A 23,836-nucleotide genomic window follows, 5' to 3' on the forward strand; every position below is an offset into this window, starting at 1 on the left:
GTTGGTCCGTGAGCGTCAGTCGCGCTCGGTCGCGCCGTCGTAGCTGATCGCCTCATCGGCATTGTTCGACATGATGAAGCCGATGGAACGCTGCGACTCCTCGAAGAGGTGGGCGACGAGCCCCGCGGCGCGGGCGAGGAGCGGCACGCCCTTCATCGCCTCGATGGGCCAGCCGGCATCCAGCATCGCCGCCGGGATTGCGCCCGAAACGTTGATCGGCAGCGGGCGGTTGATGATGGTCGGCGCGTGCTCGGCGAGGCATTCCAGCACCTGGAAATATTCGCCCTTCACGCCCAGACGCTCGGCCTCTGCCGCCAGCGCATGCGCGCGCGGATCGCCAGCGGAGTGCTGCGGGTGGCCGAGGCCGGGGACCTTCTTCTTGGCCGCCTTCAGCCCCTCAAGGCTCTCCTTGCAGACCTCGTCGAGCGGCCGGCCGGAGCTTTTCCATTCCTGGTGAACCTCAACAAGGTAGCGCCCGGCGGTTTCCGACGAGCCGGCGACGACGGTGCCCATGCCGAGCAGACCGGCAGACATGGCGCCCTGCCAGGCCTCGGGGCCGGCGGCCAGCGTCATGCGGGCGGCCTGCACGCTCGGCACAAGCCCGTGCTCGGCGATGGCGACGAGGCAGGCGTCGGTCATGCCGCGCTGCGCCTCGCTCGGCTTCTCGCCGAGGACGAGCAGCCAGAAGTAGTCGGTGAAGCCGATCTGCCCGATGAGCTGCGAGCACAGGTCGTATCCGCGGACAGTCACGCTCTCTGCGTCAGAAGCGCAAATGGCCGTAAACGCCTGATCCTGCTTGCCAATTCTCATAAATCCTCCCGGCTTTTTCGTATGGCGAAAAGTTTTTCTCAACGCGAAACATGGCCCGGATGGTCGCGGAAAGTCAAGGCGGGGGCACTGGCGGCAGGGTGGGCGGCATGGCACTCTCGCGTGAAGGGAAAGGGAGGCCAGGATGGGCGGCAGATTGCAGGGAAAGCGCGCGCTGGTCACGGCGGCGGGCCAGGGCATCGGCCAGGCCAGCGCCCGCGCCATGGCCGCCGAGGGCGCCGCCGTGCTGGCGACCGACCGCAACGCAGCGGCGCTGGAGCCGCTGGCCGCCGAGGGGCTGCAGACGCGTCAGCTCGATGTCACCGATGCCGCCGCCATCGCCGCGCTGGCGGCAGAGCACCCGGCGCCCGACATCCTGTTCAACTGCGCCGGCTTCGTCGCGCACGGCACCATCCTCGACTGCGACGAAGAGCAATGGCAAGCCTCGCTCGATCTCAACCTCACCGCCATGTACCGCATGTGCCGCGCCTTTCTGCCCGGCATGCTGGCGGCAGGCGGCGGCTCGATCATCAACATGTCCTCGGTCGCCTCGTCGGTGCTGGCCGCGCCGAACCGCTTCGTCTACGGCGCCAGCAAGGCCGGCGTGATCGGGCTGACAAAAAGCATCGCCGCCGATTTCGTCACCAAAGGTATCCGCGCCAACGCCATCTGTCCCGGCACGGTGGAAAGTCCCTCGCTGGAGCAGCGCCTGCGCGACACCGGCGATTACGAGGCCGCCCGCGCCGCCTTCATCGCCCGCCAGCCACAGGGCCGCATCGGCCGGCCGGAGGAAATCGCGGCGCTGGTCGTCTACCTTGCCTCGGACGAAAGCGCCTATACCACCGGCGTCGCCCATGTGATCGACGGCGGCTGGGCCAATCTCTAAATGCATGCTGGAACCGCGATGACGCCGGTGCTTTGACCGGCGAAGACAGACCACAAGGAGAGCGCCATGCGCCTGACCCTGCTCGCCCTGCCCCTCGCCCTCGCCGCCTGCGAGATGACCCCCGTCAATACCCCGCCCGCCGAGGATCTGGCCTCCTGCGGCGGCGATGCGCAGCTGGATCTGATCGGCGCCACCCGCGCCTATGCCGCCTCCAGGCTGGCGACGCGCGTCGACGACGGCTCCGCCCGCCTGCTGGAGCCGGATTCGATCATCACCATGGATTACCGGGCCGACCGGCTGAACGTGGAGCTCGACGGGGACGGCATCGTGACCGGCGTCAAATGCGGCTGAGCGGCGGAGTAGCCCTTGCGGCGGTGCTGGCCCTCGGGGCCTGCGCCGGGCAGATGCCGGCGCCGCTGGCCCCCGCCGCCCCCAGCCTGCCGCCGCCGGATCAAGACAGCTGCCGCGCCGCCGGCTATGCCGGGCTGATCGGGCGCGAGCGCGAGGCGCTGGAGCGGGTGCTGATCCTCGGCCCGGTGCGGGTGATCGACCCGGGCGATACGATCACCGAGGAGTTCTTCGCCGAGCGTATCAACTTCTATATCGAGGGGGTCGGCCCGCCGGGTGCGGCGCGCATTGCGCGCATCGCCTGCGGCTAGGCGAACGAGGTTCCAGGCGGCGCGCGACCCATTGGGTGGGGGCTGATATCTGGGCCGTGCGCCGCCTGTCACCCTGAGATCGAGCCTCGCGGCAGATCGGGGCGCAATCTTGGCGCCCGCCTGCCGCTTTTGCGGCAATCGCGGCGCAGCGGCGGTGGGATCAACCGGCCGTGAGCCACTTTGCCGGGGCGGGGCTTGATTTGGCCCGATCGAGGCGCAATTCTGAAGGCATGAACATGACCCCGCCCCCCGGGCAGAGCTTCATTACCGCCGATCAGGTGGCCTTTCACCGCACCGAACTCGGGCCGATCCTGTCGCTCTACGGGCGCATGGTCGCTGCCGGCGAATGGCGCGATTACGGCATATCCTGCCTGCGCGACGTGGCTGTGTTCTCGATCTTCCGCCGGACGGCAGAATATCCGCTCTACCGCATCGAGAAGCGCCCGAAGATGCGCCTGCGGCAGGGGCAATACGCGGTTCTCGGGCCGGAAGGCCAGGTGCTTAAGCGCGGCAACGAGCTGGCCCAGGTGCTGCGCGTGCTGGAGCCGCGGCGCCTGCGCGTGGTGGAATAGAGCGCCTCGCGGCGCCCCCGACTCTCTGACCTCAGGCTAGAGCCGCCGCCGGTGGGTGACCGGCCCGCTGCCCTTTGCGAGGATACGCGCCTCGGCCTCTGCCGTCGGCTCGATCGCCACCTCCATGTGATGCGCGTTGGCGTGGATCATCCGCGTCTCGTCCAGCGCCATGGCGACGTGGCCCCGCCAGAAGATCAGGTCGCCGCGCTGCTGCGGGCTGGTGGCGGGGGCGCCCAGCGCCTCCTGCATATCGCTGTCGCCGGGGCAGGAGATGCCGCAGCCGAGGAGCGCCGCCTGGATGAGGGCAGAGCAATCCATCCCGAAGGTCGAATTGCCACCCCAGAGATAGGGCGTGCCGATCAGCCGCTCGGCGATTGCGGCGGGGTCGCTTTCCAGCCGGTCCAGCGGGGCGAGGTGCGGCATCGGCACGTAGATCGCGCCGGGCTTGGTATCGAGCACCGGGTCGCGCTCGGTAAAGGTGGAGATTTCGGCCCAGGTGGTGTTGCCGTCGAAATGGGTCGCAAACACCTCCACCCGGCTGCCATAGGAGAGCAGGAGCGGGTCGTCGGGGGCCTTCAGCTCGGGCTGGCCAAAGGCGTAGCTGCGCGCGGCCGTCACCCGGTGGGTCGGGCGCTCGCTGCCCTGCGGGATGAGCGCTTCCTCGCGGACATAGCCCACGTAGCCGTCGCGCCCCGCCATGCCAAAGGACCAGCCGCCCTGCCGCTCCAGCTCGAGCCATGCCTCGCCGAAGACCAATTCGCGCAAGCGGTTGGTGCCGCCCTCGCCCATGATCCCGGCAACGCTCTGCCCCACCAGCATGGGCGTGCCCTCTGCCACCCCGCCGATGGAGACATTGGCAACCCGTGCGTTCGCCGGGTGGAGGCGCGCGTCGCTCACCCCAGCAGCTCTGGCAGGGCGGCGAAGATGGCGCGGAAGCCCTGCCCGGCCCCGCCAACGGGGCGGCCGGGCGCGGCGCTGGCTGTCCAGCCGTAGATGTCGAAATGCATGTAGGGCCGGGGCGCGAAGCGGCGCAGGAACAGCGCGGCCGTGATCGAGCCGGCCATGCCGCCCTTCGGCGCATTGTCGAGATCGGCAATGCCCGGCTCGATGAGTGCCTCGTAGGGCTCGTGGAACGGCAAGCGCCAAACCGGGTCTGCCACCTGAGCGGCGGCGGTGGAGAGGGCGGTGGTGGCGCTGTCCTCCGTCGCATAGAAGGGCGCGACATCGGGGCCGAGGGCGACGCGGGCGGCGCCGGTGAGCGTGGCCATCGAGATGGTCAGCGCCGCCGGGTCTTCCGCCGCCAGCGCCAGCGCATCGGCCAGCACGAGGCGGCCTTCGGCGTCGGTATTGTTGATCTCGACCGTCAGGCCATTGCGGGCGGTCAGCACGTCCTGCGGGCGGAAGCTGTCGGCCGAGACGGCGTTTTCGACGGCGGGGATCAGCACGCGCAGGCGGCACGCGGTGCCGCGCGCCATGATCAGCGCGGCAAGGCCGAGCACATTGGCGGCGCCGCCCATGTCCTTCTTCATCAGGCCCATCGAGGCGGCGGGCTTGAGGTCGAGCCCGCCGGTATCGAAGCAGACGCCCTTGCCGACGAGCGTCAGCGCCGGGCCTTCACTGCCCCATGTCATCTCGATTAGCCGCGGCGCCCGGGCGGCGGTTGCGGCCCGGCCGACGGCGTGGATCATCGGAAAGTTCGCGGCGAGCAGATCGTCGCCCGTGGTCACCTTGATCTCGGCCCCGTGCTTGTCCGCCAGCTCTCGCGCCGCGCCTTCCAGCTCGGCGGGGCCCATATCGGCGGCGGGGGTGTTGATGAGATCGCGCACCAGCGCTTCGGCCTCGGCGGTCGCCTCGATCAGGCCGGCATCGACGCCTTCGGGCGCCACAAGCTGCGCTTTGGGCGCCGCGCCATCCTTGTAGCGGGTGAAGCGATAGCCTTCGAACAGCCAGCCGAGCGCGAATTCCTGCAGGTCGGAACCCTCGGGCGCCGAGGCGACGGCCCAGGTGCCTCCGGGCAGGTTGCGGCGGGCGGTGGCGGCGAAAAAGCGGCCGCGGGCCCGGGCGGCGTCATCGCCGAGGCCGACGAGCGCGCCGGCGGGCGCGCCATCCTCGCCCGGCAGCACCAGCACCTGCCCGGCTTTTGCCGCAAAGCAGCTCGCCTTCGCCCAGGCCGCCTGCGCTTTGGGCAGATCGGCCAAAGCCGATTCGAGCCCGCCAGGCGCGACCAGCGTCAGCGGCAAGGCGGATTCGGAAGAGGGGGCGAAGGTAAGGGACATGGGGGCAGCTCCTGCGGCTCGTTTGGCCGCCAAACTACCCCCGCCGCCGCTGCCCGCAAGGGCAGCGCGGCGTCAGCCTAGTGGCCAGAGATGCGCACCGCGCCGATGCTGTCGATCGCGGCCTCGGCCAGCCGCTCGAGCCGGGCGAAGGTGGCCGCGAGCGCGTGCGGATCCATCCCTTCGGCGCAGGAGGCCACGTTTGAAGCAGAACGGCAGAGCGTGGGCATGCCGATTTGCAGGGCCAGAACCTCGATCCGCCGGCTGAAGCGGGCCAGCCCGATCAGGTCGCCACCGCCCTGGGCCTTGCGGACAGAGCTGAGCAAGAAGGCCAGATCTTCGCGCGTGCGCAGCAACAGATCGGCGGTGAGCTGCGGGCCGAGCCCCGATTGCAGGCGATGAAGAGGCTCCGGATCGATGCGGGCGATCTCGCTCGGGTCGATCCAGGTGACCGCCGCAGGCCTGCGGACGGGGTGGGGCATATATCTGTTCGTCTCGCTCATGAGCAGAGTTCTCGCCGCCAATTGTGTCGAAGTTATTGAATGGATGCGGCAAGACCAGCGCGAAATGCTTGCAATTGATGCCGATGCTCCGTCACGCTAGATCAAAGCCATGATCGACACACAGCCCCTCCCCGAATATCTCGTCCGCCGCTACCACGGCTGGAAGGCCACGACCTATGCCGAGAACCGCGCCTGGTACCGGCGCCTCGCTGCGGAAGGGCAGCGCCCCCGGGCGATGATCATCTCGTGCTGCGACAGCCGGGTGCATGTCACCTCGATCTTCGGGGCCGATCAGGGCGAGTTCTTCATCCACCGCAACATCGCCAACCTCGTGCCGGCCTTCACGCCGGACGGTGACCATCACGGTACATCGGCGGCTGTGGAATATGCGGTGAATTACCTCGGCGTGACGCAGCTGGTGGTGCTGGGGCATTCCAGCTGCGGCGGCGTGGCCGGCGGCCATGCCATGTGCTCCGGCGCCGCGCCCGAGCTGGACGAGAAGACCAGCTTCGTCGGCCGCTGGCTGGACATCCTCCGCCCCGGATACGAGCGGGCGAAGGACAAGGTGTCCGGCGACGATCTGACGCCGCTGGAACATGAGGCGGTTCTGGTGAGCTTGGAGAACCTGATGACCTTCCCCTTCGTGAAGGACAAGGTGGAGGCCGGCGATCTGAGCCTGCACGGGCTCTGGACGCATATCGGCGAGGGCGGGCTGATGCAGTATGACAGCGCCAAGGGCGGCTTCATTCCGGTCTGAGGGCTTCAGCCTTTGCTAACCATGCCGGGCGATGATGCGGGGTATGGGACATGTCTCGATGATCTTGCCGGATGAGCTGCAGCGCGTGGCGGAAGCGATGGCGCGGGCGGAGGACGAGACGCTGGGGGCGCTCGTGCGGCGGCTGCTGGCGAAGGAGGTCTCTCGCCGGCAGAATGCGAAGCCGCCCGTCAGGGCGGATGAGCTGCTCGTCGCTCCCTTGCGGGCGCGCCTCGCCGGCGATCTGGCCCATGCGAGCGATTGGGAGGATCTGCGCCGGCGTCTCGCCGCCAAGGGCTATGCGCTGCACGAAGCTGGCGGTGGCCTGGCCCTGCACCGTCATCCCACCGGCGAGCGGCTCTGCAAGGCCTCCGATCTCGGTTTTTCCTACTCCCGGCTCATGCGCCGCTTTCAGGCGCCCTTTCCGGGACATCGCCACACCCATCTGGTGCAGCGGCATCTGGGGCCCGCCGCCCCCCGCGAGGGGGACGACGAGCCGGTTCTCTTCGAGCCGTTCTAGCCCTTCTTCAGGCACTCGCGCCCGAGCAGCTCGGCGATCTGCACGGCGTTCAGCGCGGCGCCCTTGCGCAGGTTGTCGGAGACGACCCACATGTTCAGCCCGTTATCGATCGTCGAATCCTGCCGGATGCGGCTGACGAAGGTGGCGAAATCGCCCACGCAATCGATCGGCGTGATGTAGCCGCCGTCCTCGCGCTTATCGATGACCATGACACCGGGGCTCTCGCGCAGGATGTCACGGGCCTCGTCCTCGTCGAGGAACTCCTCCGTCTCGATGTTCACCGCCTCGGAATGGCCGACGAAGACCGGCACGCGCACGCAGGTCGCGGTGACCTTGATGGACGGGTCGATGATCTTCTTCGTCTCCGCCACCATCTTCCACTCTTCCTTCGTCTCGCCGGAATCCATGAAGACGTCGATATGTGGGATCACGTTGAAGGCGATCTGCTTGGTGAACTTCTTCGGCGGCTTGTCGTCGGTCGGGTTGTAGATGCTCTTGGTCTGATCCCAGAGCTCATCCATCCCCTCCTTCCCGGCGCCGGAGACCGACTGGTAGGTCGAGACCACCACCCGCTTGATCTTCGCCCGGTCATGCAGCGGCTTCAGCGCCACAACCATCTGCGCCGTGGAGCAGTTGGGGTTGGCGATGATGTTCTTCTTGGCATAGCCGTGGATCGCCTGAGGGTTCACCTCGGGCACGATCAGCGGCACCTCGGAATCGTAGCGGTAGAGCGAGGAGTTATCGATCACCACGCAGCCCGCAGCCGCGGCCTTGGGCGCATATTGCTTCGTCGCCTCGGAGCCGATGGCAAAGAGCGCGATATCGAAGCCGGTGAAATCGAAGGTGTCGAGATCCTTGGTCTTCAGTGTCTTGTCGCCATAGCTCACTTCGGTGTTCAGCGACTTGCGGCTGGCAAGCGCGACGACCTCATCGGCGGGGAATTCCCGCTCGGCGAGGATGTTGAGCATTTCGCGGCCCACGTTGCCCGTGGCGCCGGCGACGGCGACTCTGTAGCCCATGATCCCTCCAAAGGTTGGCAAACGAAGGCGCTCTTACGACGCGGCGCCCTTGATTGAAAGGGCGGTTGTGGTGAGGCGAGGCATCGCGATCGGTGATGGGGGCATGGGGTGGAGAGCGTGGAGCGGGGGCGCTTCGCCCCCCGCACCCCCAGAGGATATTTCGGGAAAAGCGAGGATCAGCGGGAGGCGAGGGCCTTCACGAGCTGCGTCTTGGACATGTCGGAGCGGCCCTTGATGTCGGCCTTCTTGGCCTTCTTCTTCAGCTTGTCCTTCTTCATCGCCTCGAAATGGGCGCGGCTGTCCTTGGCGCGGCCGTTCTTGTCCGTCGCCTCCTCGATGGCGCTGAGGAGTTTCGTCTTGCCAATGTCGCTGCGGCCCTCGATGCCGAGGTCTTTCGCGCGCTCGAGCAGCATCTCCTTCGACGGGCCGTCCTTGCGGATCCGGGCGGCTTTCTTGGCGACGTCCTTCGGCTGCCCCACGAACTGCTGCTTGCCGCTCTTCTTCCTGACGGTCGAGCGGTCGTACTCGTCCTCCGTCAGGATCATGCGAACCTTCTTCGGCAGGTAGCGCTCACCTGTCTCGCCGGATTTCCCGCCGGACTTGGTGCCCCACTCCTCCTCGGTCCACTCGTGCAAATGCGTCTCGTCCTGCGCAGGGCCGCTGTCGTTGTAGGTGCCGCCGCGGCGCTTGTATTCCTGCACCGCCATCTGCGCCTTGCGGGCCGACCACTGGCCCTTCTTGCCGCCCTTGCTGCCTTTGGTGATCTCGTCCTTCACCTCTTTCCAGAGGCGGGGATTGTCGCGTTCTGCACTGGCCATGGGGGGACTCCTTCACTCGTCACTGGAAGGTAAGGCCCGGGCGCTGTGCGAGGTTCCCCCGGGTCTCAGCTCTGGAAGCTGTCCTTGTATCGCGCGCGCAGCTCGGCCTTCTGCACTTTGCCCATGGTGTTGCGCGGCAGCGCCTCGACCACGGCCCAGCCGCGCGGTTGCTTGAAGCGGGCGAGGCGGCCGTCCAGCGTGGCGGCGACGGCGGCGGTGTCGAGATCGACGGTCGCGGCGAGCACGGCGAAGGGCACCTCGCCGAGGTCGGGGTGGGGGACGCCGATGACGGCGCTCTCGGTCACGCCCTCGGCCTCGTCGAGCAGCTCCTCCACCTCCTTGGGGTAGATGTTGTAGCCGCCGGAGATGATGAGGTCCTTGCCGCGGCCGACGATGGTGAGATAGCCATCCTCGCTCATCTGTCCGAGGTCGCCGGTGATAAAGAAGCCGCTCTCGCGCTTCTCCTCCGCCGTCTTGTCGGGCATGCCCCAATAGCCGGCGAAGACGTTCGGCCCGCGCACCTCCACCATGCCGATCTCGCCGCGGGGAAGTTCCTCTCCGGCCTCATTGCACACCTTCGCCTCCACTCCCGGCAAGGGCGGGCCGACGGTGCCGGGGCGGCGGTCGCCGTCGTAGGGGTTGGAGGTGGCCATGTTGAGCTCGGTCATCCCGTAGCGCTCGAGGATCTCGTGGCCCGTGCGCCCGGTGAAGGCGCGGTGCGTCTCGGCCAGGAGCGGAGCGGAGCCGGAAATGAAGAGCCGCATGTGGGTGGTGAGCTCGCGAGTGAAGCGTTCTTCGGCCAGGAGGCGGGTGTAGAAGGTGGGCACGCCCATCATGGCGGTCGCCATCGGCAGGCCGGCCAGCATCTCGTCCACGTCGAACTTCGGCAGGAAGATCATGGCCCCCCCGGCGACCAGCGTGGTGTTGGTCGCGACGAACAGCCCGTGCGTGTGGAAGATCGGCAGGGCGTGCAGCAGCACGTCGTCCGCCGTGAAGGCCCAGGCCTCGGCCAGCGTCTCGGCGTTGGAGACGAGGTTGGCGTGCGTCAGCATCGCTCCCTTCGAGCGGCCCGTGGTGCCGGAGGTGTAGAGCAGCGCGGCCAGGTCGTCCGCGGCACGCGGGAGGGTCTGGAAGCCCTCTGGCGCCAGGGCGGCCAGCGGCGGCAGGGTGCCGGTCGCCTCGTCGCCCAGCGTCTCGAACATCGCGCGCGCCTCTTCGGCGACCTCGGCCACGCCTTCGGCATCGGGGTCGGCGATCAGCAGCCGCGCGCCGGAATCGGCGAGGAAGTAGCCCACCTCGCGCGGCGTGTAGCCGGTGTTCAGCGGCAGGAAGACCAGCCCGGCCTGGAGGGAGGCGGCATAGAGCGCCAGCGCATCGGCGCATTTGGGCACCTGCACGGCGATCCTGTCGCCGGGCTGCAGGCCGAGGCCCGCCAGCACCTGGGCGAAGCGCTCGGCGCGGTGCAGGAAGGCCTGATGCGTCAGCTCCGAGCCGTCGGGCAGGTAGAGGAAGGGCGTCGCCGCGCCCGCATGGCGGCCGAAGAGCCTGTCATACGCAAGGTTTGTCATGGCTCATGAGGTGGCGCGAAGCGGCGCGCCGGTCAAGCCGCGGCAGGCAGGGGCGCGCGCGTTTCGCGGATTGGCAGGTGGATGATCGCCGACAGCGCCCCGACGCCGACGCCGACCCACCAGACCAGATCGTAATTGCCGTAGATGTCGTACATCCGCCCGCCCAGCCAGACGCCGAGGAAGCCGCCGAGCTGGTGGCTGAAGAAGATGATGCCGTAGAGCGTGCCCATGTAGCGCAGCCCCCACAGATGGGCGACGAGGCCGGAGGTGAGCGGCACGGTGGCGAGCCAGAGCCCTCCCATGACGGCGGAGAAAACCAGCACGCTGAGGGGCGTGATCGGCAGCAGGATGAAGGCGGCGGCGGCGATGGTGCGCCCGGTGTAGATGGCGGCGAGGATGTATTTGCGCGGATAGCGCTTGCCGAGCCAGCCGGCGAAGAGCGTGCCGGCGATGTTGAAGAGCCCGATGAACGAGATGGCGACGGCGCCGAGCGCGCTCGTCGTCTCGATGCCGAGCGCGGAGAGGACGCCGCCGGTGCGGATCGGCCCGCAATATTCCGTCACCAGCGCGGGGAAATGCGCGGTGATGAAGGCGAGCTGGTAGCCGCAGGAGAAGAAGCCGATGAAGATCATCGCGTAGGAGGGGTCGCGGCTGACGCGGGCGAGGATCTGGCCGAGGCTCTCCTCCAGCTCGCCGCGCGTCGCCATGCGCGGGGTCTTCATCATCGGCAGCACGGCGAGCACGGCGAGGATGGCGGCGGCGAAGACAAGGAAGACGGCCTGCCACGACATGAGTGAGAGCAGGTATTCCGACAGGGGCGCGCCGAAGACCTGCCCGGCAGAGCCCGCGGCGGTGGCGATGGCGAGCGCCATCGAGCGGTTGTCGTCGCTCGCCGCGCGGCCCACCACGGCGAGGATCACGCCGAAGCCGGTGCCCGCGATGCCGAAACCCACGAGTATCTCATAGGCCTGCATGGCGAGCGGCGATTGGGCTCCGGCGGATAGCACGAGGCCCGCCGCATAAAGGACCGCGCCGATGGTGATTGCGCGGCGGTCGCCGATCTTCTCGGCGATGGCGCCGAAGATCGGCTGGCCGATGCCCCAGAAGAGGTTCTGCAGCGCGATGGCGAAGGAAAACTCCGCCCGCGGCCAGCCGAATTCCTCGGCAACCGGGATCTGGAAGACACCGAAGGCCGCGCGGATGGCGAAGCCCGTCATGATGACGAGGCAGCCCCCGATGAGAACGGGGGTGATCAGCGGGGCGCGGGCGGTCTCGGTGCTCATAGCGAGACGAAGCCGCGCGGCGCGGCCGCTGTCAATCGCGAAGCTGTGATGGCTGGCATCACGCGGGCGCCGGGGTACCCCATCCGTAGACGACATCCTCGATCACCCGCTCGCCCGGCTCCGGCGGCAACCTGGCGAGGAAGCGCGCGCCCGCCTTCTCGTAGAACCGCCGGGCGCGCGGGTTCTCCGCCAGCACGACGGCGGTCATCGGCGGGCGGAGGAGCGGGGTGAGCAGCCGCTGGCCAAGGCCGGAGCCCTTCTCGGCCTCCAGCACATAGAGAAGGTAGAGCTCTTGCGGGTACTCCGCCTCATAGCCGGCCTGCCGCTGCGGGCCGGCGGCGGCGAAGCCCTTGCCCGGGGCGATCACGACCTCGGTCTTACCGGCGGCGAGGATCTGCTCCCACATCTCAAGGCGGCGCGCCACGCTCCAGCCGGTGATGATGTCATCGGGGAGAATGCCGGGGTAGGATTCGGCATAGGCCTGCACATGCAGGCGGGCGAGCTCGGGGGCGTCGTCTGGTGTCGCGGGGCGGATCATGCCGCCCTTGTCTGCCGGGCGGCCGGCGGAGCGCAAGAGCCGCCCTTCCGCACCGCTCGAAATGCCGGTGCTCTCACCGCGAGCCGCCTTTCCCGCAAGAAGGTTTGCACCAGTTGATACCCCTTCCCTGCCATATCGCCCCGGGGTATCCGCCGCAGCCATGACAGTCTCCGCCCTCTACCGCGCCCGCATCGAAGCCGGGCAGCTCAAGCCCGACGATGCGCAGGAGGCCATGCTGCCCGCGCTCGACCGCATTCGCGAAGAGCTGGCGCAGCCCGTGAAGAAAAGCCTCTTCCGCAAGAGCCAGCCAGAGGCGGTGCGCGGGCTCTACATGTGGGGCGGCGTCGGGCGCGGCAAATCCATGCTGATGGATCTGATGGTAAAGGCCGTGCGCGAGGATGGCGTGGCCCCCGTCGACCGGCAGCATTTTCACGCCTTCATGCAATGGGTGCACACCCAGATGAACAAGGCCCGCAAGGAGGGCGTCGACGACGCCATCAAGCCGGTGGCCGACGATATCGCGGGGCGGGTGCGGCTGCTGGCCTTCGACGAGATGCAGATCAGTGACATCGCCGATGCGATGATCGTGGGCCGGCTCTTCCAGCGGCTGTTCGAGAAAGGCGTCACGCTGGTGACCACCTCGAACCGCCCGCCGGACGACCTGTACAAGGACGGATTGCAGCGCGCCCGCTTCGTGCCGTTCATCGAGCTGCTGAAAGAGCGGCTGGAGGTGGCGGAACTCGCCTCTCCCAACGATCACCGGCAGGGCCGCCTCGCCGGCTCGGCCCGCTACTTCTGCCCCGCCGATGCCGCGGCGCGCGAGGCCATCGACGGCATCTGGCAGGAGCTAACGGGCGGCGAGGGCCAGCCGGAGCTGCTGCGCGTGCACGGGCGCGACGTCGAGATCCCGCTCTTCCACAACGGCGTGGCGCGGGCGGGATTTCACGACCTTTGCTCGAAGGCACTGGGAGCGGCGGATTACCTGGCGCTGGCCGATGCGGCGCGCATCCTGATCCTCGAGAACATCCCCCGTCTCGGCTCGGAGAACTTCAACCAGGCCCGCCGCTTCGTCACGCTGATCGACGCGCTCTACGAGGCGAAGGTGCGGCTCGTCTGCTCCGCCGCCGCACCGCCGGACATGCTGTATGTCGAGGGCGAGGGCGCCTTCGAATTCGAGCGCACGGCGAGCCGGCTGATGGAGATGCAGAGCGCCGATTGGGGGGATGGGCCCGCCGGGTGAGGCCGGTGTGGGGGAGCCGTTCGGCGGCTCCTCCCGGTCACCTGCCTGGCGAGACGTTCCCCGGGAAGGGGGTCACGAATCACTAAAGCGAATCGCGATTCGCGTGTCAAAGCTTCCCGCCCCATCGAGCCTAGAAACTTTGTTAACCTTTGGCGGAGCGCGCCTAACCGAGCAGCTCTGTCGCCCGGCAATCGGGCGTCACGGGGGCTGTGGCGGCGAAGAAGGGCACGTCGGGTTCGATCGAGCTGGCGGAGATCCAGGTGCCGTCGAGGCAGACGTCCTGCGCCCAGTTGCCCGAGTTGAAGCCAAAGCCGCCCGGACCGCAGTCGTTCACTTCGCCATTGGCATTCCAGCCCTGGCTGGCGGCGCCGGGGTAATTGCCGCCGGTGGGGAAGCGACGCTCCTTGGGGTCGAAATTGAGATGCCAGGTCGTCTCGGGCGTCAGCTCGTCCAGCGACCAGGCGCCGATCTCGGCGCCATCGAGCCAGCCGGTGATCTCGAATTCGGTAACATCCCGCTCTGTCACCAGCGCCTTGCCGAGCGCGCTGTCGGGAAAGGCGATGCGGCCGGTCATGGTGTAGCCATTGGCGCCGCGCCAGCAGAAGGGGAACTCCGCTGCGGCTAAGGGAGAGGTCGGGAGGGCAAGCGCCACGGCCGCCGCAAGGCACCGATTTCCATATGGAAATCGGCCGCGGAAACCATATGGTTTCCGCCCTGCCGCGGGCCCTGTCATCCGTTCTCCCGCAGCACGTTGCCCGCAAGATAGAGCGAGCCGCAGATCAGCAGCCGCGCGCCCGGCGCCGCGCGGGCCATGCGGGTGACAGCCTCCAGCGGTGTCTCGGCGGTCGAGGCCGGCAGGCCGACAGAAGCGGCGGCGGCGGCTGTCTCTTCAGCCGGCAGCGTGTTGGGCTCGCCGGGGATCGTCACCGCCGTCAGGCTCTCGGCCACCTCGCCGAGCGGGCGGAGATAGCCCGCGATATCCTTGGTGTTGAGCATGCCGCAGATCAGATGCACGGGCCGGTCGCTCATGGCCTTCAGGCTCGCCGCCACCGCCTGCCCGCCGGCGGGGTTATGCCCCCCATCGAGCCAGAGCTCGCAGCCCTGCGCCGCCTCGACAAGCGGCCCGTGGCGGAGGCGCTGCATCCGCGCCGGCCATTCGGCCCGGCTGACCGCCGCCTCGGCATCGCCCTCGCCCAGCGCACGCAAACCGGCAATCGCGGCGCCGGCATTCTGGATCTGGTGGGGGCCGGCGAGATTGGGCAGCGGCAGGTCGACCAGGCCCGTCTCGTCCTGAAACACGAGCCAGCCGCGCTCTTCATAAACATGCCAGTGCTGGCCGTAGGCGATGAGCGGTGCGCCCTTCGACGCCGCCTCGGCCTCGATCACCTCCATCGCAGCCTCGTCCTGCGGGCCGACGATGCAGGGCACGCCGCGCTTGATGATGCCGGCCTTGGCGCTGGCGATCTCGGCCAGCGTGTCGCCGAGATATTGCTGATGGTCGACAGAGACCGGGGTGATCACCGTCAGCCGGGGGCGCGTGAAGATGTTGGTCGCATCCCAGCGCCCTCCGAGGCCCACCTCGATCAGCGCGTAATCCGCCGGCACCCGCGACATTGCGAGGTAGGCGGCGGCCGTCGTGATCTCGAAATAGGTGATGTTCTGCCCGGCATTGGCCGCCTCGGCCTCTGCCAGCACCTCTGCCAGCTCGGCTTCGGAGATGATCTCGCCGGCCAGCCGGATGCGCTCGTGAAAGCGGGCCAAATGCGGCGAAGTATAGGCGTGCACGCGCTTGCCCGCCGCCTCGAGCCCGGCGCGCATCATCGCCTGGGTCGAGCCCTTGCCGTTGGTGCCGGCGATATGAACGATGGGCGGCAGCTTCTGCTCTGGGCTGCCCAGCGCCGGCATCAGCCGTTCGATCCGCTCCAGCGTCAGGTCGATAACCTTGGGATGCATTTGCATCATCCGCGCCAGCAAGGCATCGGATTCCGCCTGGCTCGGCTCTTTGCTGTCGGTCGTCATTTCTTGGGCGGTGCCGGCTCGGCTGCGGGTTTGGCCGGCTTCTCGCCCTTGGGCGCCTCGGCGGGCTTCTTCGGCGTGGCGGGGGCGAGGGACTCCTCGTCCGACTTGATCGGCTCGATCACCGGCTCGGCAGGGATCGTCAGCTCATGGCCGGTCAGCATCGACAGGATGCTGGCGATCTCTTCCTTCAGCTTGCCCCGCTCCGTCACCCGGTCGAGCATGCCGTGGTCGAGCAGGTATTCGGCGCGCTGGAAGCCTTCGGGCAGCTTCTCGCGGATGGTCTGCTCGATCACACGGGGGCCGGCGAAGCAGATCAGCGCGCCCGGCTCGGCAATCTGCACGTCGCCCAGCATGGCGTAAGAGGCTGTGACGCCGCCGGTCGTCGGATGCGTCAGCACCACGATATAGGGCAGCCCGGCTTCCTGCAGCATCTCGACCGCCACGGTCGTGCGGGGCATCTGCATGAGGCTCAGGATACCCTCCTGCATGCGGGCGCCGCCAGCGGCGGAGAACAGCACCAGTGGACGCTTCAGCTTCACGGCGCGCTCGGCGGCGGCGATGATGGCGTTGCCCACATACATGCCCATCGAGCCGGCCATGAACGAGAAATCCTGCGCGGCCGCCACGATGGGCAGCCCCATGATCTCGCCCTCGGCGACGAGCATCGCCTCGTCCTCGCCCGTCTTCTTCTGGGCGGCCTTCATGCGGTCGGGGTATTTCTTCTGGTCGCGGAAGTGCAGCGGGTCGCTGATAGGCTCCGGCACGTCGATCTCTTTGAAGCTGCCGCCGTCGAAGAACTTCTCGAACCGCGCGCGCGGCGTGATCGTCATGTGGTGGCCGCAGTTGGTGCAGACCCGCTGGGCGGCGTCGAGCTCGCGGTGGAACAGCATCGTTCCGCACTCGTCGCACTTCGTCCACAGGTTCTCGGGCACCTCGCGGCGCGAGAACAGCGAGCCGATCGTCGGGCGGACGTAGTTGGTGATCCAGTTCATCGCTTGGCTCCGCCAGAGTTCTGCCTGCTCTGCCATGTCGTCATGCGGCAGGCGTTGAAGGAGGGAAATATTGCGGCTGAGGGCGGATTGCAATTGCAGCGCCCGCCTGCCTCGCCGCCCTAGCGGTGCACGGCCACCCGCGCTGCCAGCCAGTAGATGACGAAGGGCAGCGCGCCGAAGGCGATGATCAGGATGCCGAAGACGCTGAAGAAATCGCTGATCGCCATGCCCTGCAGCGCCGGGTCCTGCGCCGGCAGCACCGCCAGCGCTGCGCGCTGCAGCCCCGCCCCGTCTTCACCGAAGAGCAGGATCGATTGGCAATTGACGGCGAAATGAAGGGCGATGGAGGCGCCGAGGCTGCCTGTCCGCGCCGTCAAATCGGCCGAGAGCAGGGCGAAGATCGTGATGAGCGCGGCATAGAGAAAGCTGTCGGTCGGGCTGGAGCCGTTGCCCCAGTGCAGCGCTCCGAAGACGAGCGAGGGCAGCACCATCCAGACAAGCCGGCTTTCGCTGCGCACGGCGAGCTCCTGCTGGATATAGCCGCGGAAGATCAGCTCCTCCGTCGCCGTCTGGATGAGGATGGCGGGCAGGATGAAGGGCAGCGCCGCCAGCCAGGGCAGCACCGGATTGAAATACATCACCCCAAGGTCCCAGGGCGGCAGCAGCAGGATCGCAGCCATCACGCCGCCCACCCAGAGCACCGCCCGCAGGAAGTGCTGCCAGGTGCGCACGCCTGGGCCGAGCAAAGTGGTGGCCGGGCGGCGCAGCACGCGGCGGCACCATTGGATCAGCACAAAGAGCGGCGCGACATAGGTCAGCAGGAAGGCGATCACCTGCAAGCGCGACAGCGCCACCGGCGCCGCATCGCCCGGGTCGGGCGGCAGCACGATGCCGAGGATCACCGTCTGCGAGGCGATATAGGCGAAGGCGACGAGCGCCAGCCCGCCCAGCACGGCCAGGCCCGAACTCCCCCGCGCGGGGTCGGCGAAGCTCTTCAGCGGGGCATATTGGTCGCTGGCAGACATGGCGCCGGTCTCGCAGATCGCGGCGCGCTGCGCCAGCGATCACAGTGTTGCCCGGGCGGAGACGGAGGGTCAGGCGAGACGAGCCGGTCGGGGGCGGACCAGCTTGCGAATGTCTGCGCTGCGGGACGAAGCGGACCTTCGGAAACTTCGTCAATGTCTGCTCAGATGGTTGCCCGCGACGATAGCAAGGCGCGGCCAAATTGGCGTCGTATTATACCACTTGCTTAATTAACAAGGTTGTATAATAATTGCCGGCATGACTGAGTCCGAACAACTCGACGCGACATTCGCAGCACTGGCCAATCCAACCCGGAGGGCGCTTCTTGCGCGTCTCGCCAGAGGGGAGGCCACCGTTAATGCATTGGCGGAGCCGTTCGATATGACGCTGCCCGCCGTATCGAGACACATCCGCGTATTGGAGAAAGCGGGTTTGGTCACGCGTGGGAAAGATGCGCAATTCCGTCCCTGCAAACTTAATGCAGAGCCTTTGCGCGTCGTCGCAAATTGGGCCGACCAGTACCGAGATATCTGGGAGGTCCGCTTCGATGCAATGGCCAGTGTTCTGAAATCAATTGAGGAAAAGCCATGAATGATCAGCAAAGCTGGGTGAAGATTGAGCGTGAGCTTGACGCGCCCATCGAAGATGTATGGGCCATGTGGACGGACCCGGAGCTCTTCAGGTCATGGTATGGACCAATGGGGATGTCAGTTCCTGTCGCCGAGATGGATGTCGTTGTCGGTGGAACGCGCAAGGTCTGCATGGAGATGACCTCGCCGGAGCGCAAGATGTCGATGTGGTTCACGGGAGTCTACAAAGAAGTCCGGAGACCGTCGCGCCTTGTCTATACAGAGAGCATGTGCACCGAGGACGGCACGATTATTTCGCCGCAAAGCATGGGAATGCCAGAAGGCACACCAGACATCACCGAGGTGATTATCGAATTGAAGGAAGTCGATGGAAAGACCGTGATGACGATGGTCCATGTCGGTGTGCCCGAAGGGTCTGCTGGCGAAGGTGGTTGGAACCAGGCCTTCGACAAACTCGCGGAACGCTTAGCAGCTCAGTAATAGGCTTGGTTATTCTTTAAAGCGGCCTTGGTAGGAACTTCCTGAACCGCAGAGCGCCAAAAAGCGGCCATTGGTCACACTGCAGCAGTTGGAAGGTTTGGGCTCAAAGCCGACCTTCGTCGCATGGAGCACCAACGGCAGTGTCTCCTTGGCAAAGGCGATCTCGGGTCAGCGACCTGATCGGAACCTCGGCCTTGCCTGGCACCTGAAAGCAGCGGGTCGTCGCTCGGCACGGCGCCGCCGAGCTCGGCGATGTCGCGGATGCGCAGGGCGAACTGAAACCGCGGCAGCAGTTAAACGACGAGATACCACCCCAGGCACCATGAAAGCCCCGAGCCGTCTTCTCTGGCACCGCGTCTTCGCCAGCAGCCCGATGAGCCGGAAAGGCGGTCGCGCTTGCTCGTGCGGGCGGCGGGGTCTATCCCTCCGCGGGATTCCAGCGGAGGGGTAGACACATGCTCAAGAATCGTACCGACAAGTCCAAGCTGCCCAGCCGGCACGTCACCGAAGGCCCGGCCCGCGCGCCGCACCGCTCGTATTACTACGCCATGGGCATGTCGGAGCAGGAAATCGCGCAGCCCTTCGTCGGCGTCGCGACCTGCTGGAACGAGGCCGCCCCCTGCAACATCGCACTCAACCGGCAGGCCCAATCGGTCAAGCTCGGCGTCAAGGCTGCCTCGGGCACGCCGCGCGAGTTCACCACCATCACCGTGACCGACGGCATCGCCATGGGCCACGAAGGCATGCGCTCTTCGCTCGCCAGCCGTGAGGCCATCGCCGATTCGGTCGAGCTTACGATGCGCGGCCACAGCTACGACGCCCTCGTCGGCCTCGCCGGCTGCGACAAATCGCTGCCCGGCATGATGATGGCCATGGTGCGGCTCAACGTGCCCTCCGTCTTCATCTACGGCGGCTCGATCCTGCCGGGCCGCGTGCCCGCCGGCGCCGATGTGCCGGAAGATTTCGCCACCCGCGACCTCACCGTGCAGGACATGTTCGAGGCGGTCGGCCGCAACCAGAACGGCACGCTCTCCGACGTGGCGCTGGCCGTGCTGGAGCGGGTCGCCTGCCCCTCTGCCGGCGCCTGCGGCGGGCAGTTCACCGCCAACACCATGGCCTGCGTCTCCGAGGCGATCGGTCTCGCGCTGCTCAACTCCTCCGGCGCCCCCGCGCCCTACGAGAGCCGCGACCAGTACGGCGAGGCCTCCGGCCAGGCCGTGATGAACCTCATCGAGAAGAACATCCGCGCCCGCGATGTCGTCACCCGCAAGTCGCTGGAAAACGCCGCGCGCGTCGTGGCCTGCACCGGCGGCTCGACGAACGCCGGCCTGCACCTGCCGGCCATCGCGCATGAGGCGGGGATCGACTTCGACCTGTTCGACGTCTGCGACATCTTCCACGACACGCCCTACTTCGTGGACCTCAAGCCGGGCGGCCAGTTCGTTGCCAAGGATCTGTACGAGGCCGGCGGCATCCCCGTGGTGATGAAAGAGCTGGCGAAGGCCGGCCTCATGCACCTCGACTGCATGACAGCCAGCGGCGAGACGCTCGGCGAGGCGCTCGACAAGATCAAGGGCAAGGCCGATGGCCGCGTCATCCACACTGTCGAGGCCCCCATCACCAAGACGGGCGGCGTCGTGGGCCTGAAGGGCAACCTCGCGCCCGACGGCGCAATTGTGAAGGTCGCCGGCATGAAGGCCGAAGAGCAGGTCTTCTCCGGCCCCGCCCGCGTGTTCGAATGCGAAGAGGATGCCTTCGAGGCCGTCAAGCAACGCTCCTACGAGGAAGGCGAAGTGCTCGTCATCCGCAACGAAGGCCCCGCTGGCGGCCCTGGCATGCGCGAGATGCTGGCCACCACCGCCGCCCTCTCCGGGCAGGGCATGGGCAAGAAGGTCGCGCTCATCACCGATGGCCGCTTCTCCGGCGCCACCCGCGGCTTCTGCGTGGGCCATGTCGGCCCCGAGGCGGCCCATGGCGGCCCCATCGCGATGCTCAAGAACGGCGACCGCATCACCATCGATGCCGTGAAGGGCGAGATCTCTGTCGACCTGACCGAAGACGAGCTGGCCGCCCGCACGAAAGACTGGGCCGGTGCGCGTGAGACGATCTACGCCTCGGGCGCGCTGTGGAAATACGCCAAGCTCGTGGGCGGCGCGCGCTGGGGCGCTGTCACGCATCCCGGCGGGGCCGCCGAGAAGCACAGCTACATGGACCTGTGATGAAGCGCGCCCTCGCCGCCGCATTGGTGCTCGCGCTGTCGGGCTGCGACGAAAACGTCGCGGCCCTCGGCGCGCCCACCGGCGAGGGGGCGCGGGCCATCGCGCTTTACGAGGGCGACATCGTCGCCACCGCACCCTACGGCTATTGCGCCGATACCGAGGCCAGCCGACCCGGCCAGGGCTTTGCGCTCTTCGCCGGCTGCGGGCTGATCTCGGCGCTCGACATCATGCCCTCAGCCGAAGCGCTGCTGTCGATCCAGGTGGGCGAGGCTGGGTCCGCCGCCGTGACCGGGCAGGAGGGCGAGCTGGCCGGCCTGCTGATGACTTCGGCCGGCGCCACGCTGCTGTCGGAAGACGGCAATGGCGCCGAAGTGACGGTGGATGACGTGCAGCCCCGGCAGGGTATCGTCTTCGTGCATTTCACCGATGAGGGCGCCCCGCCGGCGGCCGGCATCGAAACCCGCGAATGGCGCGCCTTCTTCGACATGAAGGGCCGGCTCGTCACCATCGCGCTGCGCGGCCTCGCGCGCGCCCCGCTGTCGACAGCGGTGGGGCTGGAGCTGCTGCAAAGCGCCGCCGACACCTTGCGCCGCGCCAATACCGAAAGCGACGGCTAGCACCCCCGGGCTGTTCAACCGCCGGCTGTTCTGGCTAAGAAGGCGCAACGAGGGGCAGCAGGCGCAGGCCAGGCAGATGGGCATTACCGGCATGAGCCGCATCGAGCGCGGCCTGACAGAACGGGCCGAGCAACGCTGGGCACGCTGGGCCCGGCAGGCCCCGCGCACCGCGCCGGGCCGGCTGGCCGCGCAGGCCGCCGCCGCACATAAGCTGCGCCATCACCTCGGCGAAGTGATCGCCACCGCCGACGACCGCCTGCCCCTGCACCGCCTTGGCAGCGCCGAGCCCGAGCGCCCGCCGGGCTGCGACTGGGCCTGGCGCCCCCGGCTGTGGCAAAGCGCCACCGCCGACCCCGGGCTGGCGGGCGCCGAAAGCCGCAGCGCCATCGGCGACGACATCACCCTGTTCCACGATTGCCCCCGCGCCGAGATCATCCTGCGTCAGACCCGTCAGGAGGGCGGCCCCGCGCCCTACGGCCTCGGCATGGAGGTCTTCGCCTTCGAGGGCAGCTTCCTCAGCCTGGTGCTGGAGTTGCCGGCCGCCGCCGGGGCGGGCCTTGGCAAGCGCCATCTGGTGCGGCTGAAGCTGGATGTCACCTGCGAAGAGCCGCTGGAGATCTTCGCGCGGCTCAACATCCGCCACGGGCCGAACACCGAGCAGATCGTGCGCGAGATCCCACCGGGTGCCGGCCCGGCGGAGGTGGAGTTCGACCTCGCCTATTCTGCCCTCAACGAGAAGCGCATCGAGCGGCTCTGGCTCGACCTGATCTTCGAGCGCCCGCACATGAACCGCGTGACCCTCAGCGACGTGACGCTGCTGCGCCATCCGCGTGCGGAGCTCTAGGCGATGACGAAGCTGATCGACTCCCGCCTGCAAAGCGGCATCTGGCACGGCGAGATCGCCGGCCCCCTGCCCGCCCGGCTGATCGCCACCTATCTCGGCCGCGCGCTCGACGGGCTGCAGATCGAGCCGCATGACACCGGCACCACGCTGCGCCTGCCGCTGCCGCCCGAGATGATCTCTGACGGCGTGCAGACCTGCGTGATCGCCGATGCCGATACCGGCGATGTGCTCGCGAGCGTCACGCTGGTCGCCGGGCAGATGCTGGCGGAGGATCTGCGCACCGAGGTGACGATGCTGCGGGCCGAACTCGATCTGGTGAAGGCGGTGCTTCGGCGGCTGGGGCGCGAGGCCGAATAGGGTGCCACGCCCCTTGTCCCCCGCCACCGGCCGCGCATAAGCCCGGCGCATGGCTGAGAAACTCGACGCATTGGTGATTGGCGCCGGCCCGGCCGGGCTGATGGCGGCGGAGGAGATGGCCGCAGCCGGCCTCTCAGTGACCGTCGCCGAGGCCATGCCATCCCCCGCCCGTAAGCTGCTGATGGCGGGCAAGTCGGGGCTGAACCTGACGAAGGAGGAGGAGGCAGAGCGCTTCTTCGCCGCCTACGCCCCCCTCCCCCCGGCCCTTCGCACCGCGTTGGAAGGCTTCGGGCCGGCGGAGGTGCGGGCCTGGGCCGAGGGGCTGGGCCAGCCGCTCTTCACCGGCTCGACCGGCCGGGTCTTCCCGACCGCGATGAAGGCCTCGCCACTCCTCCGCGCCTGGCTGGCCCGGCTGGAAGAGGGTGGCGTCACCCTCCGCCGCCGCTGGCGCTGGACGGGGTTCGACGGGGCCGCCCTGCGCTTCGACACGCCGGACGGGACCGCGCTACTGGAGCCCCGCTTCACCGTACTGGCGCTCGGCGGGGCGAGCTGGCAGCGGCTCGGCTCTGATGGCGCCTGGGCGGCGCAGTTCGAAGGCGACGTCGCCCCATTCGCCCCGGCGAACTCCGGTCTTCGCATCGACTGGTCCGCCCACATGGCCCCGCATTTCGGCCAGCCGGTGAAGGGCATCCGCCTGACCGCCGGCGCGCTCTCCAGCCGCGGCGAGATCGTGCTCTCGGCCCGGGGCATCGAGGGGGGTGGGATCTATCCGCTCAGCCCGGCGCTGCGGGAGGGCGCGGCGCTCACCGCCGACCTCACGCCCGATCTTGGCACCGAAGAGATCCGCACCCGCCTCGCCCGCCAGCCCGCCAAGCTGAGCCTGCCCAACCGTCTGCGCCGCGCGCTCCGCCTCGGCCCAGAGAAGACCGCCCTGCTCATGGAATTCGGCCGCCCCCTGCCCGATGACCTGGCCCCGCTCATCAAAGCGCTGCCCATAGCGCATGCCGGCCTGCGCCCGCTCGACGAGGCGATCTCCACCGCCGGCGGTCTGCGCTTCGAGGCGCTCGACGACGGCCTGATGATGCGCGCCCGGCCTGGCCTTTATGCCGCGGGCGAGATGCTCGACTGGGAGGCGCCGACGGGCGGTTACCTGATCAGCGCCTGTCTCGCGACGGGCCGTCTGGCGGGCCGATCGGCGGCTGCGGCGGCGCTCTCCGGGCCCTCCGCCCCCTAGCCGGCATCACAATGTGGGGGT

27 protein-coding genes are annotated in these 23,836 nt (G+C 68.1%); 14 read left to right on the plus strand and 13 right to left on the minus strand.

The annotated features are described in order from the left end of the window. Window positions 1–15: 15 nt before the first annotated feature. Complete coding sequence (locus ACXN5S_RS00375; RefSeq protein WP_458603404.1) at window positions 16–810, minus strand: citryl-CoA lyase; 795 nt, start codon at window positions 808–810, stop codon at window positions 16–18. 142 nt (window positions 811–952) lie between these two features. On the opposite strand from ACXN5S_RS00375, the gene ACXN5S_RS00380 reads away from it, so the two are divergent. From ACXN5S_RS00380 to ACXN5S_RS00395, 4 genes are all read left to right on the plus strand, one after another. Continuing rightward, window positions 953–1,693, plus strand: coding sequence for an SDR family oxidoreductase (locus tag ACXN5S_RS00380; protein WP_458603405.1), 741 nt, complete (start codon window positions 953–955; stop codon window positions 1,691–1,693). 66 nt (window positions 1,694–1,759) lie between these two features. Beyond that, a complete protein-coding gene (locus ACXN5S_RS00385) occupies window positions 1,760–2,044 on the plus strand; it encodes an I78 family peptidase inhibitor (protein ID WP_458603406.1) in 285 nt (94 codons plus the stop codon). Continuing rightward, the gene (locus tag ACXN5S_RS00390) at window positions 2,035–2,352 is read left to right on the plus strand and encodes an I78 family peptidase inhibitor (RefSeq protein ID WP_458603407.1); all 318 of its coding nucleotides are present in this window, start codon (window positions 2,035–2,037) and stop codon (window positions 2,350–2,352) included. Before ACXN5S_RS00385 ends, ACXN5S_RS00390 begins: the two co-directional genes overlap by 10 nt. 230 nt (window positions 2,353–2,582) lie before the next feature. After that, complete coding sequence (locus ACXN5S_RS00395) at window positions 2,583–2,924, plus strand: DUF2794 domain-containing protein (RefSeq protein ID WP_458603408.1); 342 nt, start codon at window positions 2,583–2,585, stop codon at window positions 2,922–2,924. 36 nt (window positions 2,925–2,960) lie between these two features. Here ACXN5S_RS00395 and ACXN5S_RS00400 read toward each other — a convergent pair whose 3' ends face one another. From ACXN5S_RS00400 to ACXN5S_RS00410, 3 genes are all read right to left on the minus strand, one after another. Continuing rightward, a complete protein-coding gene (locus ACXN5S_RS00400; RefSeq protein ID WP_458603409.1) occupies window positions 2,961–3,821 on the minus strand; it encodes a C40 family peptidase in 861 nt (286 codons plus the stop codon). Beyond that, window positions 3,818–5,200 carry a leucyl aminopeptidase family protein gene (locus ACXN5S_RS00405; protein WP_458603410.1) on the minus strand — a complete coding sequence of 461 codons (1,383 nt, stop codon included), beginning with the start codon at window positions 5,198–5,200 and terminating at the stop codon, window positions 3,818–3,820. The genes ACXN5S_RS00400 and ACXN5S_RS00405 overlap by 4 nt, the downstream gene beginning before the upstream one ends. A gap of 77 nt (window positions 5,201–5,277) precedes the next feature. Then, a complete protein-coding gene (locus tag ACXN5S_RS00410; RefSeq protein ID WP_458603411.1) occupies window positions 5,278–5,679 on the minus strand; it encodes a hypothetical protein in 402 nt (133 codons plus the stop codon). Between the two features lie 130 nt (window positions 5,680–5,809). Between ACXN5S_RS00410 and ACXN5S_RS00415 the strand changes: the two genes are divergently transcribed. Both ACXN5S_RS00415 and ACXN5S_RS00420 read left to right on the plus strand, forming a co-directional pair. Further along, window positions 5,810–6,457, plus strand: coding sequence for a carbonic anhydrase (locus ACXN5S_RS00415; protein WP_458603412.1), 648 nt, complete (start codon window positions 5,810–5,812; stop codon window positions 6,455–6,457). A gap of 58 nt (window positions 6,458–6,515) precedes the next feature. Continuing rightward, window positions 6,516–6,974 carry a hypothetical protein gene (locus ACXN5S_RS00420; protein ID WP_458603413.1) on the plus strand — a complete coding sequence of 153 codons (459 nt, stop codon included), beginning with the start codon at window positions 6,516–6,518 and terminating at the stop codon, window positions 6,972–6,974. On the opposite strand, the gene ACXN5S_RS00425 is transcribed toward ACXN5S_RS00420, so the two are convergent. From ACXN5S_RS00425 to ACXN5S_RS00445, 5 genes are all read right to left on the minus strand, one after another. Further along, window positions 6,971–7,993, minus strand: a complete 1,023-nt coding sequence (locus ACXN5S_RS00425) for an aspartate-semialdehyde dehydrogenase (protein ID WP_458603414.1) — start codon at window positions 7,991–7,993, stop codon at window positions 6,971–6,973. The two genes, ACXN5S_RS00420 and ACXN5S_RS00425, sit on opposite strands and share 4 nt — an antisense overlap. A 176-nt stretch (window positions 7,994–8,169) precedes the next feature. Next, window positions 8,170–8,811, minus strand: coding sequence for an aspartate-semialdehyde dehydrogenase (locus ACXN5S_RS00430; RefSeq protein WP_458603415.1), 642 nt, complete (start codon window positions 8,809–8,811; stop codon window positions 8,170–8,172). 65 nt (window positions 8,812–8,876) lie between these two features. After that, complete coding sequence (locus tag ACXN5S_RS00435) at window positions 8,877–10,379, minus strand: malonate--CoA ligase (RefSeq protein ID WP_458603416.1); 1,503 nt, start codon at window positions 10,377–10,379, stop codon at window positions 8,877–8,879. A gap of 32 nt (window positions 10,380–10,411) precedes the next feature. Further along, window positions 10,412–11,662, minus strand: a complete 1,251-nt coding sequence (locus ACXN5S_RS00440) for an MFS transporter (protein ID WP_458603417.1) — start codon at window positions 11,660–11,662, stop codon at window positions 10,412–10,414. 58 nt (window positions 11,663–11,720) lie between these two features. Beyond that, window positions 11,721–12,200, minus strand: a complete 480-nt coding sequence (locus ACXN5S_RS00445; protein WP_458603418.1) for an N-acetyltransferase family protein — start codon at window positions 12,198–12,200, stop codon at window positions 11,721–11,723. A 160-nt stretch (window positions 12,201–12,360) separates the two neighbouring features. Between ACXN5S_RS00445 and zapE the strand changes: the two genes are divergently transcribed. Continuing rightward, window positions 12,361–13,440, plus strand: coding sequence for a cell division protein ZapE (gene zapE, locus ACXN5S_RS00450; RefSeq protein ID WP_458603419.1), 1,080 nt, complete (start codon window positions 12,361–12,363; stop codon window positions 13,438–13,440). Between the two features lie 163 nt (window positions 13,441–13,603). Here zapE and ACXN5S_RS00455 read toward each other — a convergent pair whose 3' ends face one another. From ACXN5S_RS00455 to ACXN5S_RS00470, 4 genes are all read right to left on the minus strand, one after another. Then, window positions 13,604–14,014 (minus strand): hypothetical protein, encoded by a 411-nt coding sequence (locus ACXN5S_RS00455; protein ID WP_458603420.1) that lies wholly within the window; start codon window positions 14,012–14,014, stop codon window positions 13,604–13,606. A 155-nt stretch (window positions 14,015–14,169) separates the two neighbouring features. After that, the gene (locus ACXN5S_RS00460) at window positions 14,170–15,459 is read right to left on the minus strand and encodes a bifunctional folylpolyglutamate synthase/dihydrofolate synthase (protein ID WP_458603421.1); all 1,290 of its coding nucleotides are present in this window, start codon (window positions 15,457–15,459) and stop codon (window positions 14,170–14,172) included. Continuing rightward, window positions 15,456–16,451: an acetyl-CoA carboxylase, carboxyltransferase subunit beta gene (accD, locus tag ACXN5S_RS00465; protein ID WP_458604062.1), complete on the minus strand. Its 996-nt coding sequence runs from the start codon at window positions 16,449–16,451 to the stop codon at window positions 15,456–15,458. The genes ACXN5S_RS00460 and accD overlap by 4 nt, the downstream gene beginning before the upstream one ends. Window positions 16,452–16,570: 119 nt before the next feature. Continuing rightward, the gene (locus tag ACXN5S_RS00470; protein WP_458603422.1) at window positions 16,571–17,476 is read right to left on the minus strand and encodes a CPBP family intramembrane glutamic endopeptidase; all 906 of its coding nucleotides are present in this window, start codon (window positions 17,474–17,476) and stop codon (window positions 16,571–16,573) included. 256 nt (window positions 17,477–17,732) lie between these two features. On the opposite strand from ACXN5S_RS00470, the gene ACXN5S_RS00475 reads away from it, so the two are divergent. The 7 genes from ACXN5S_RS00475 to ACXN5S_RS00505 all read left to right on the plus strand — a co-directional run bounded on the left by ACXN5S_RS00475 (window position 17,733) and on the right by ACXN5S_RS00505 (window position 23,815). Then, window positions 17,733–18,065: an ArsR/SmtB family transcription factor gene (locus ACXN5S_RS00475; protein ID WP_458603423.1), complete on the plus strand. Its 333-nt coding sequence runs from the start codon at window positions 17,733–17,735 to the stop codon at window positions 18,063–18,065. After that, window positions 18,062–18,544 carry an SRPBCC family protein gene (locus ACXN5S_RS00480; RefSeq protein ID WP_458603424.1) on the plus strand — a complete coding sequence of 161 codons (483 nt, stop codon included), beginning with the start codon at window positions 18,062–18,064 and terminating at the stop codon, window positions 18,542–18,544. The genes ACXN5S_RS00475 and ACXN5S_RS00480 overlap by 4 nt, the downstream gene beginning before the upstream one ends. A gap of 455 nt (window positions 18,545–18,999) precedes the next feature. Then, window positions 19,000–20,763: a dihydroxy-acid dehydratase gene (gene ilvD, locus ACXN5S_RS00485; protein WP_458603425.1), complete on the plus strand. Its 1,764-nt coding sequence runs from the start codon at window positions 19,000–19,002 to the stop codon at window positions 20,761–20,763. Next, on the plus strand, window positions 20,763–21,380 hold the full coding sequence (locus tag ACXN5S_RS00490) for a dihydroxy-acid dehydratase (RefSeq protein ID WP_458603426.1): 618 nt from the start codon (window positions 20,763–20,765) through the stop codon (window positions 21,378–21,380). The genes ilvD and ACXN5S_RS00490 overlap by 1 nt, the downstream gene beginning before the upstream one ends. A gap of 76 nt (window positions 21,381–21,456) precedes the next feature. Further along, a complete protein-coding gene (locus ACXN5S_RS00495; protein WP_458603427.1) occupies window positions 21,457–22,224 on the plus strand; it encodes a DUF6478 family protein in 768 nt (255 codons plus the stop codon). Window positions 22,225–22,227: 3 nt separating this feature from the next. After that, window positions 22,228–22,581, plus strand: coding sequence for a hypothetical protein (locus ACXN5S_RS00500; RefSeq protein WP_458603428.1), 354 nt, complete (start codon window positions 22,228–22,230; stop codon window positions 22,579–22,581). 49 nt (window positions 22,582–22,630) lie between these two features. Then, entirely contained in the window at window positions 22,631–23,815 is a 1,185-nt protein-coding gene (locus ACXN5S_RS00505) for a TIGR03862 family flavoprotein (RefSeq protein WP_458603429.1), read from the plus strand. The last annotated feature ends 21 nt before the right edge of the window (window positions 23,816–23,836 follow it).

The sequence above is a fragment of the Pseudoroseicyclus sp. H15 genome (genome assembly GCF_054353345.1).

What these genes read in the sequence shown, in the direction of transcription:
- ACXN5S_RS00490 (WP_458603426.1), top strand. Translation starts at nt 20,763, where the DNA reads ATGAAGCGCGCCCTCGCCGCCGCATTGGTGCTCGCGCTGTCGGGCTGC.
- ACXN5S_RS00495 (WP_458603427.1), top strand. Translation starts at nt 21,457, where the DNA reads ATGGGCATTACCGGCATGAGCCGCATCGAGCGCGGCCTGACAGAACGG.
- ACXN5S_RS00405 (WP_458603410.1), bottom strand. Translation starts at nt 5,200, where the DNA reads ATGTCCCTTACCTTCGCCCCCTCTTCCGAATCCGCCTTGCCGCTGACG.
- ACXN5S_RS00430 (WP_458603415.1), bottom strand. Translation starts at nt 8,811, where the DNA reads ATGGCCAGTGCAGAACGCGACAATCCCCGCCTCTGGAAAGAGGTGAAG.
- ACXN5S_RS00470 (WP_458603422.1), bottom strand. Translation starts at nt 17,476, where the DNA reads ATGTCTGCCAGCGACCAATATGCCCCGCTGAAGAGCTTCGCCGACCCC.
- ACXN5S_RS00475 (WP_458603423.1), top strand. Translation starts at nt 17,733, where the DNA reads ATGACTGAGTCCGAACAACTCGACGCGACATTCGCAGCACTGGCCAAT.
- ACXN5S_RS00425 (WP_458603414.1), bottom strand. Translation starts at nt 7,993, where the DNA reads ATGGGCTACAGAGTCGCCGTCGCCGGCGCCACGGGCAACGTGGGCCGC.
- ilvD (WP_458603425.1), top strand. Translation starts at nt 19,000, where the DNA reads ATGCTCAAGAATCGTACCGACAAGTCCAAGCTGCCCAGCCGGCACGTC.
- ACXN5S_RS00440 (WP_458603417.1), bottom strand. Translation starts at nt 11,662, where the DNA reads ATGAGCACCGAGACCGCCCGCGCCCCGCTGATCACCCCCGTTCTCATC.
- ACXN5S_RS00375 (WP_458603404.1), bottom strand. Translation starts at nt 810, where the DNA reads ATGAGAATTGGCAAGCAGGATCAGGCGTTTACGGCCATTTGCGCTTCT.
- ACXN5S_RS00420 (WP_458603413.1), top strand. Translation starts at nt 6,516, where the DNA reads ATGATCTTGCCGGATGAGCTGCAGCGCGTGGCGGAAGCGATGGCGCGG.
- ACXN5S_RS00500 (WP_458603428.1), top strand. Translation starts at nt 22,228, where the DNA reads ATGACGAAGCTGATCGACTCCCGCCTGCAAAGCGGCATCTGGCACGGC.
- ACXN5S_RS00390 (WP_458603407.1), top strand. Translation starts at nt 2,035, where the DNA reads ATGCGGCTGAGCGGCGGAGTAGCCCTTGCGGCGGTGCTGGCCCTCGGG.
- ACXN5S_RS00385 (WP_458603406.1), top strand. Translation starts at nt 1,760, where the DNA reads ATGCGCCTGACCCTGCTCGCCCTGCCCCTCGCCCTCGCCGCCTGCGAG.
- accD (WP_458604062.1), bottom strand. Translation starts at nt 16,451, where the DNA reads ATGAACTGGATCACCAACTACGTCCGCCCGACGATCGGCTCGCTGTTC.
- ACXN5S_RS00435 (WP_458603416.1), bottom strand. Translation starts at nt 10,379, where the DNA reads ATGACAAACCTTGCGTATGACAGGCTCTTCGGCCGCCATGCGGGCGCG.
- ACXN5S_RS00415 (WP_458603412.1), top strand. Translation starts at nt 5,810, where the DNA reads ATGATCGACACACAGCCCCTCCCCGAATATCTCGTCCGCCGCTACCAC.
- ACXN5S_RS00380 (WP_458603405.1), top strand. Translation starts at nt 953, where the DNA reads ATGGGCGGCAGATTGCAGGGAAAGCGCGCGCTGGTCACGGCGGCGGGC.
- ACXN5S_RS00410 (WP_458603411.1), bottom strand. Translation starts at nt 5,679, where the DNA reads ATGCCCCACCCCGTCCGCAGGCCTGCGGCGGTCACCTGGATCGACCCG.
- ACXN5S_RS00455 (WP_458603420.1), bottom strand. Translation starts at nt 14,014, where the DNA reads ATGACCGGCCGCATCGCCTTTCCCGACAGCGCGCTCGGCAAGGCGCTG.
- ACXN5S_RS00460 (WP_458603421.1), bottom strand. Translation starts at nt 15,459, where the DNA reads ATGACGACCGACAGCAAAGAGCCGAGCCAGGCGGAATCCGATGCCTTG.
- ACXN5S_RS00480 (WP_458603424.1), top strand. Translation starts at nt 18,062, where the DNA reads ATGAATGATCAGCAAAGCTGGGTGAAGATTGAGCGTGAGCTTGACGCG.
- zapE (WP_458603419.1), top strand. Translation starts at nt 12,361, where the DNA reads ATGACAGTCTCCGCCCTCTACCGCGCCCGCATCGAAGCCGGGCAGCTC.
- ACXN5S_RS00445 (WP_458603418.1), bottom strand. Translation starts at nt 12,200, where the DNA reads ATGATCCGCCCCGCGACACCAGACGACGCCCCCGAGCTCGCCCGCCTG.
- ACXN5S_RS00505 (WP_458603429.1), top strand. Translation starts at nt 22,631, where the DNA reads ATGGCTGAGAAACTCGACGCATTGGTGATTGGCGCCGGCCCGGCCGGG.
- ACXN5S_RS00395 (WP_458603408.1), top strand. Translation starts at nt 2,583, where the DNA reads ATGAACATGACCCCGCCCCCCGGGCAGAGCTTCATTACCGCCGATCAG.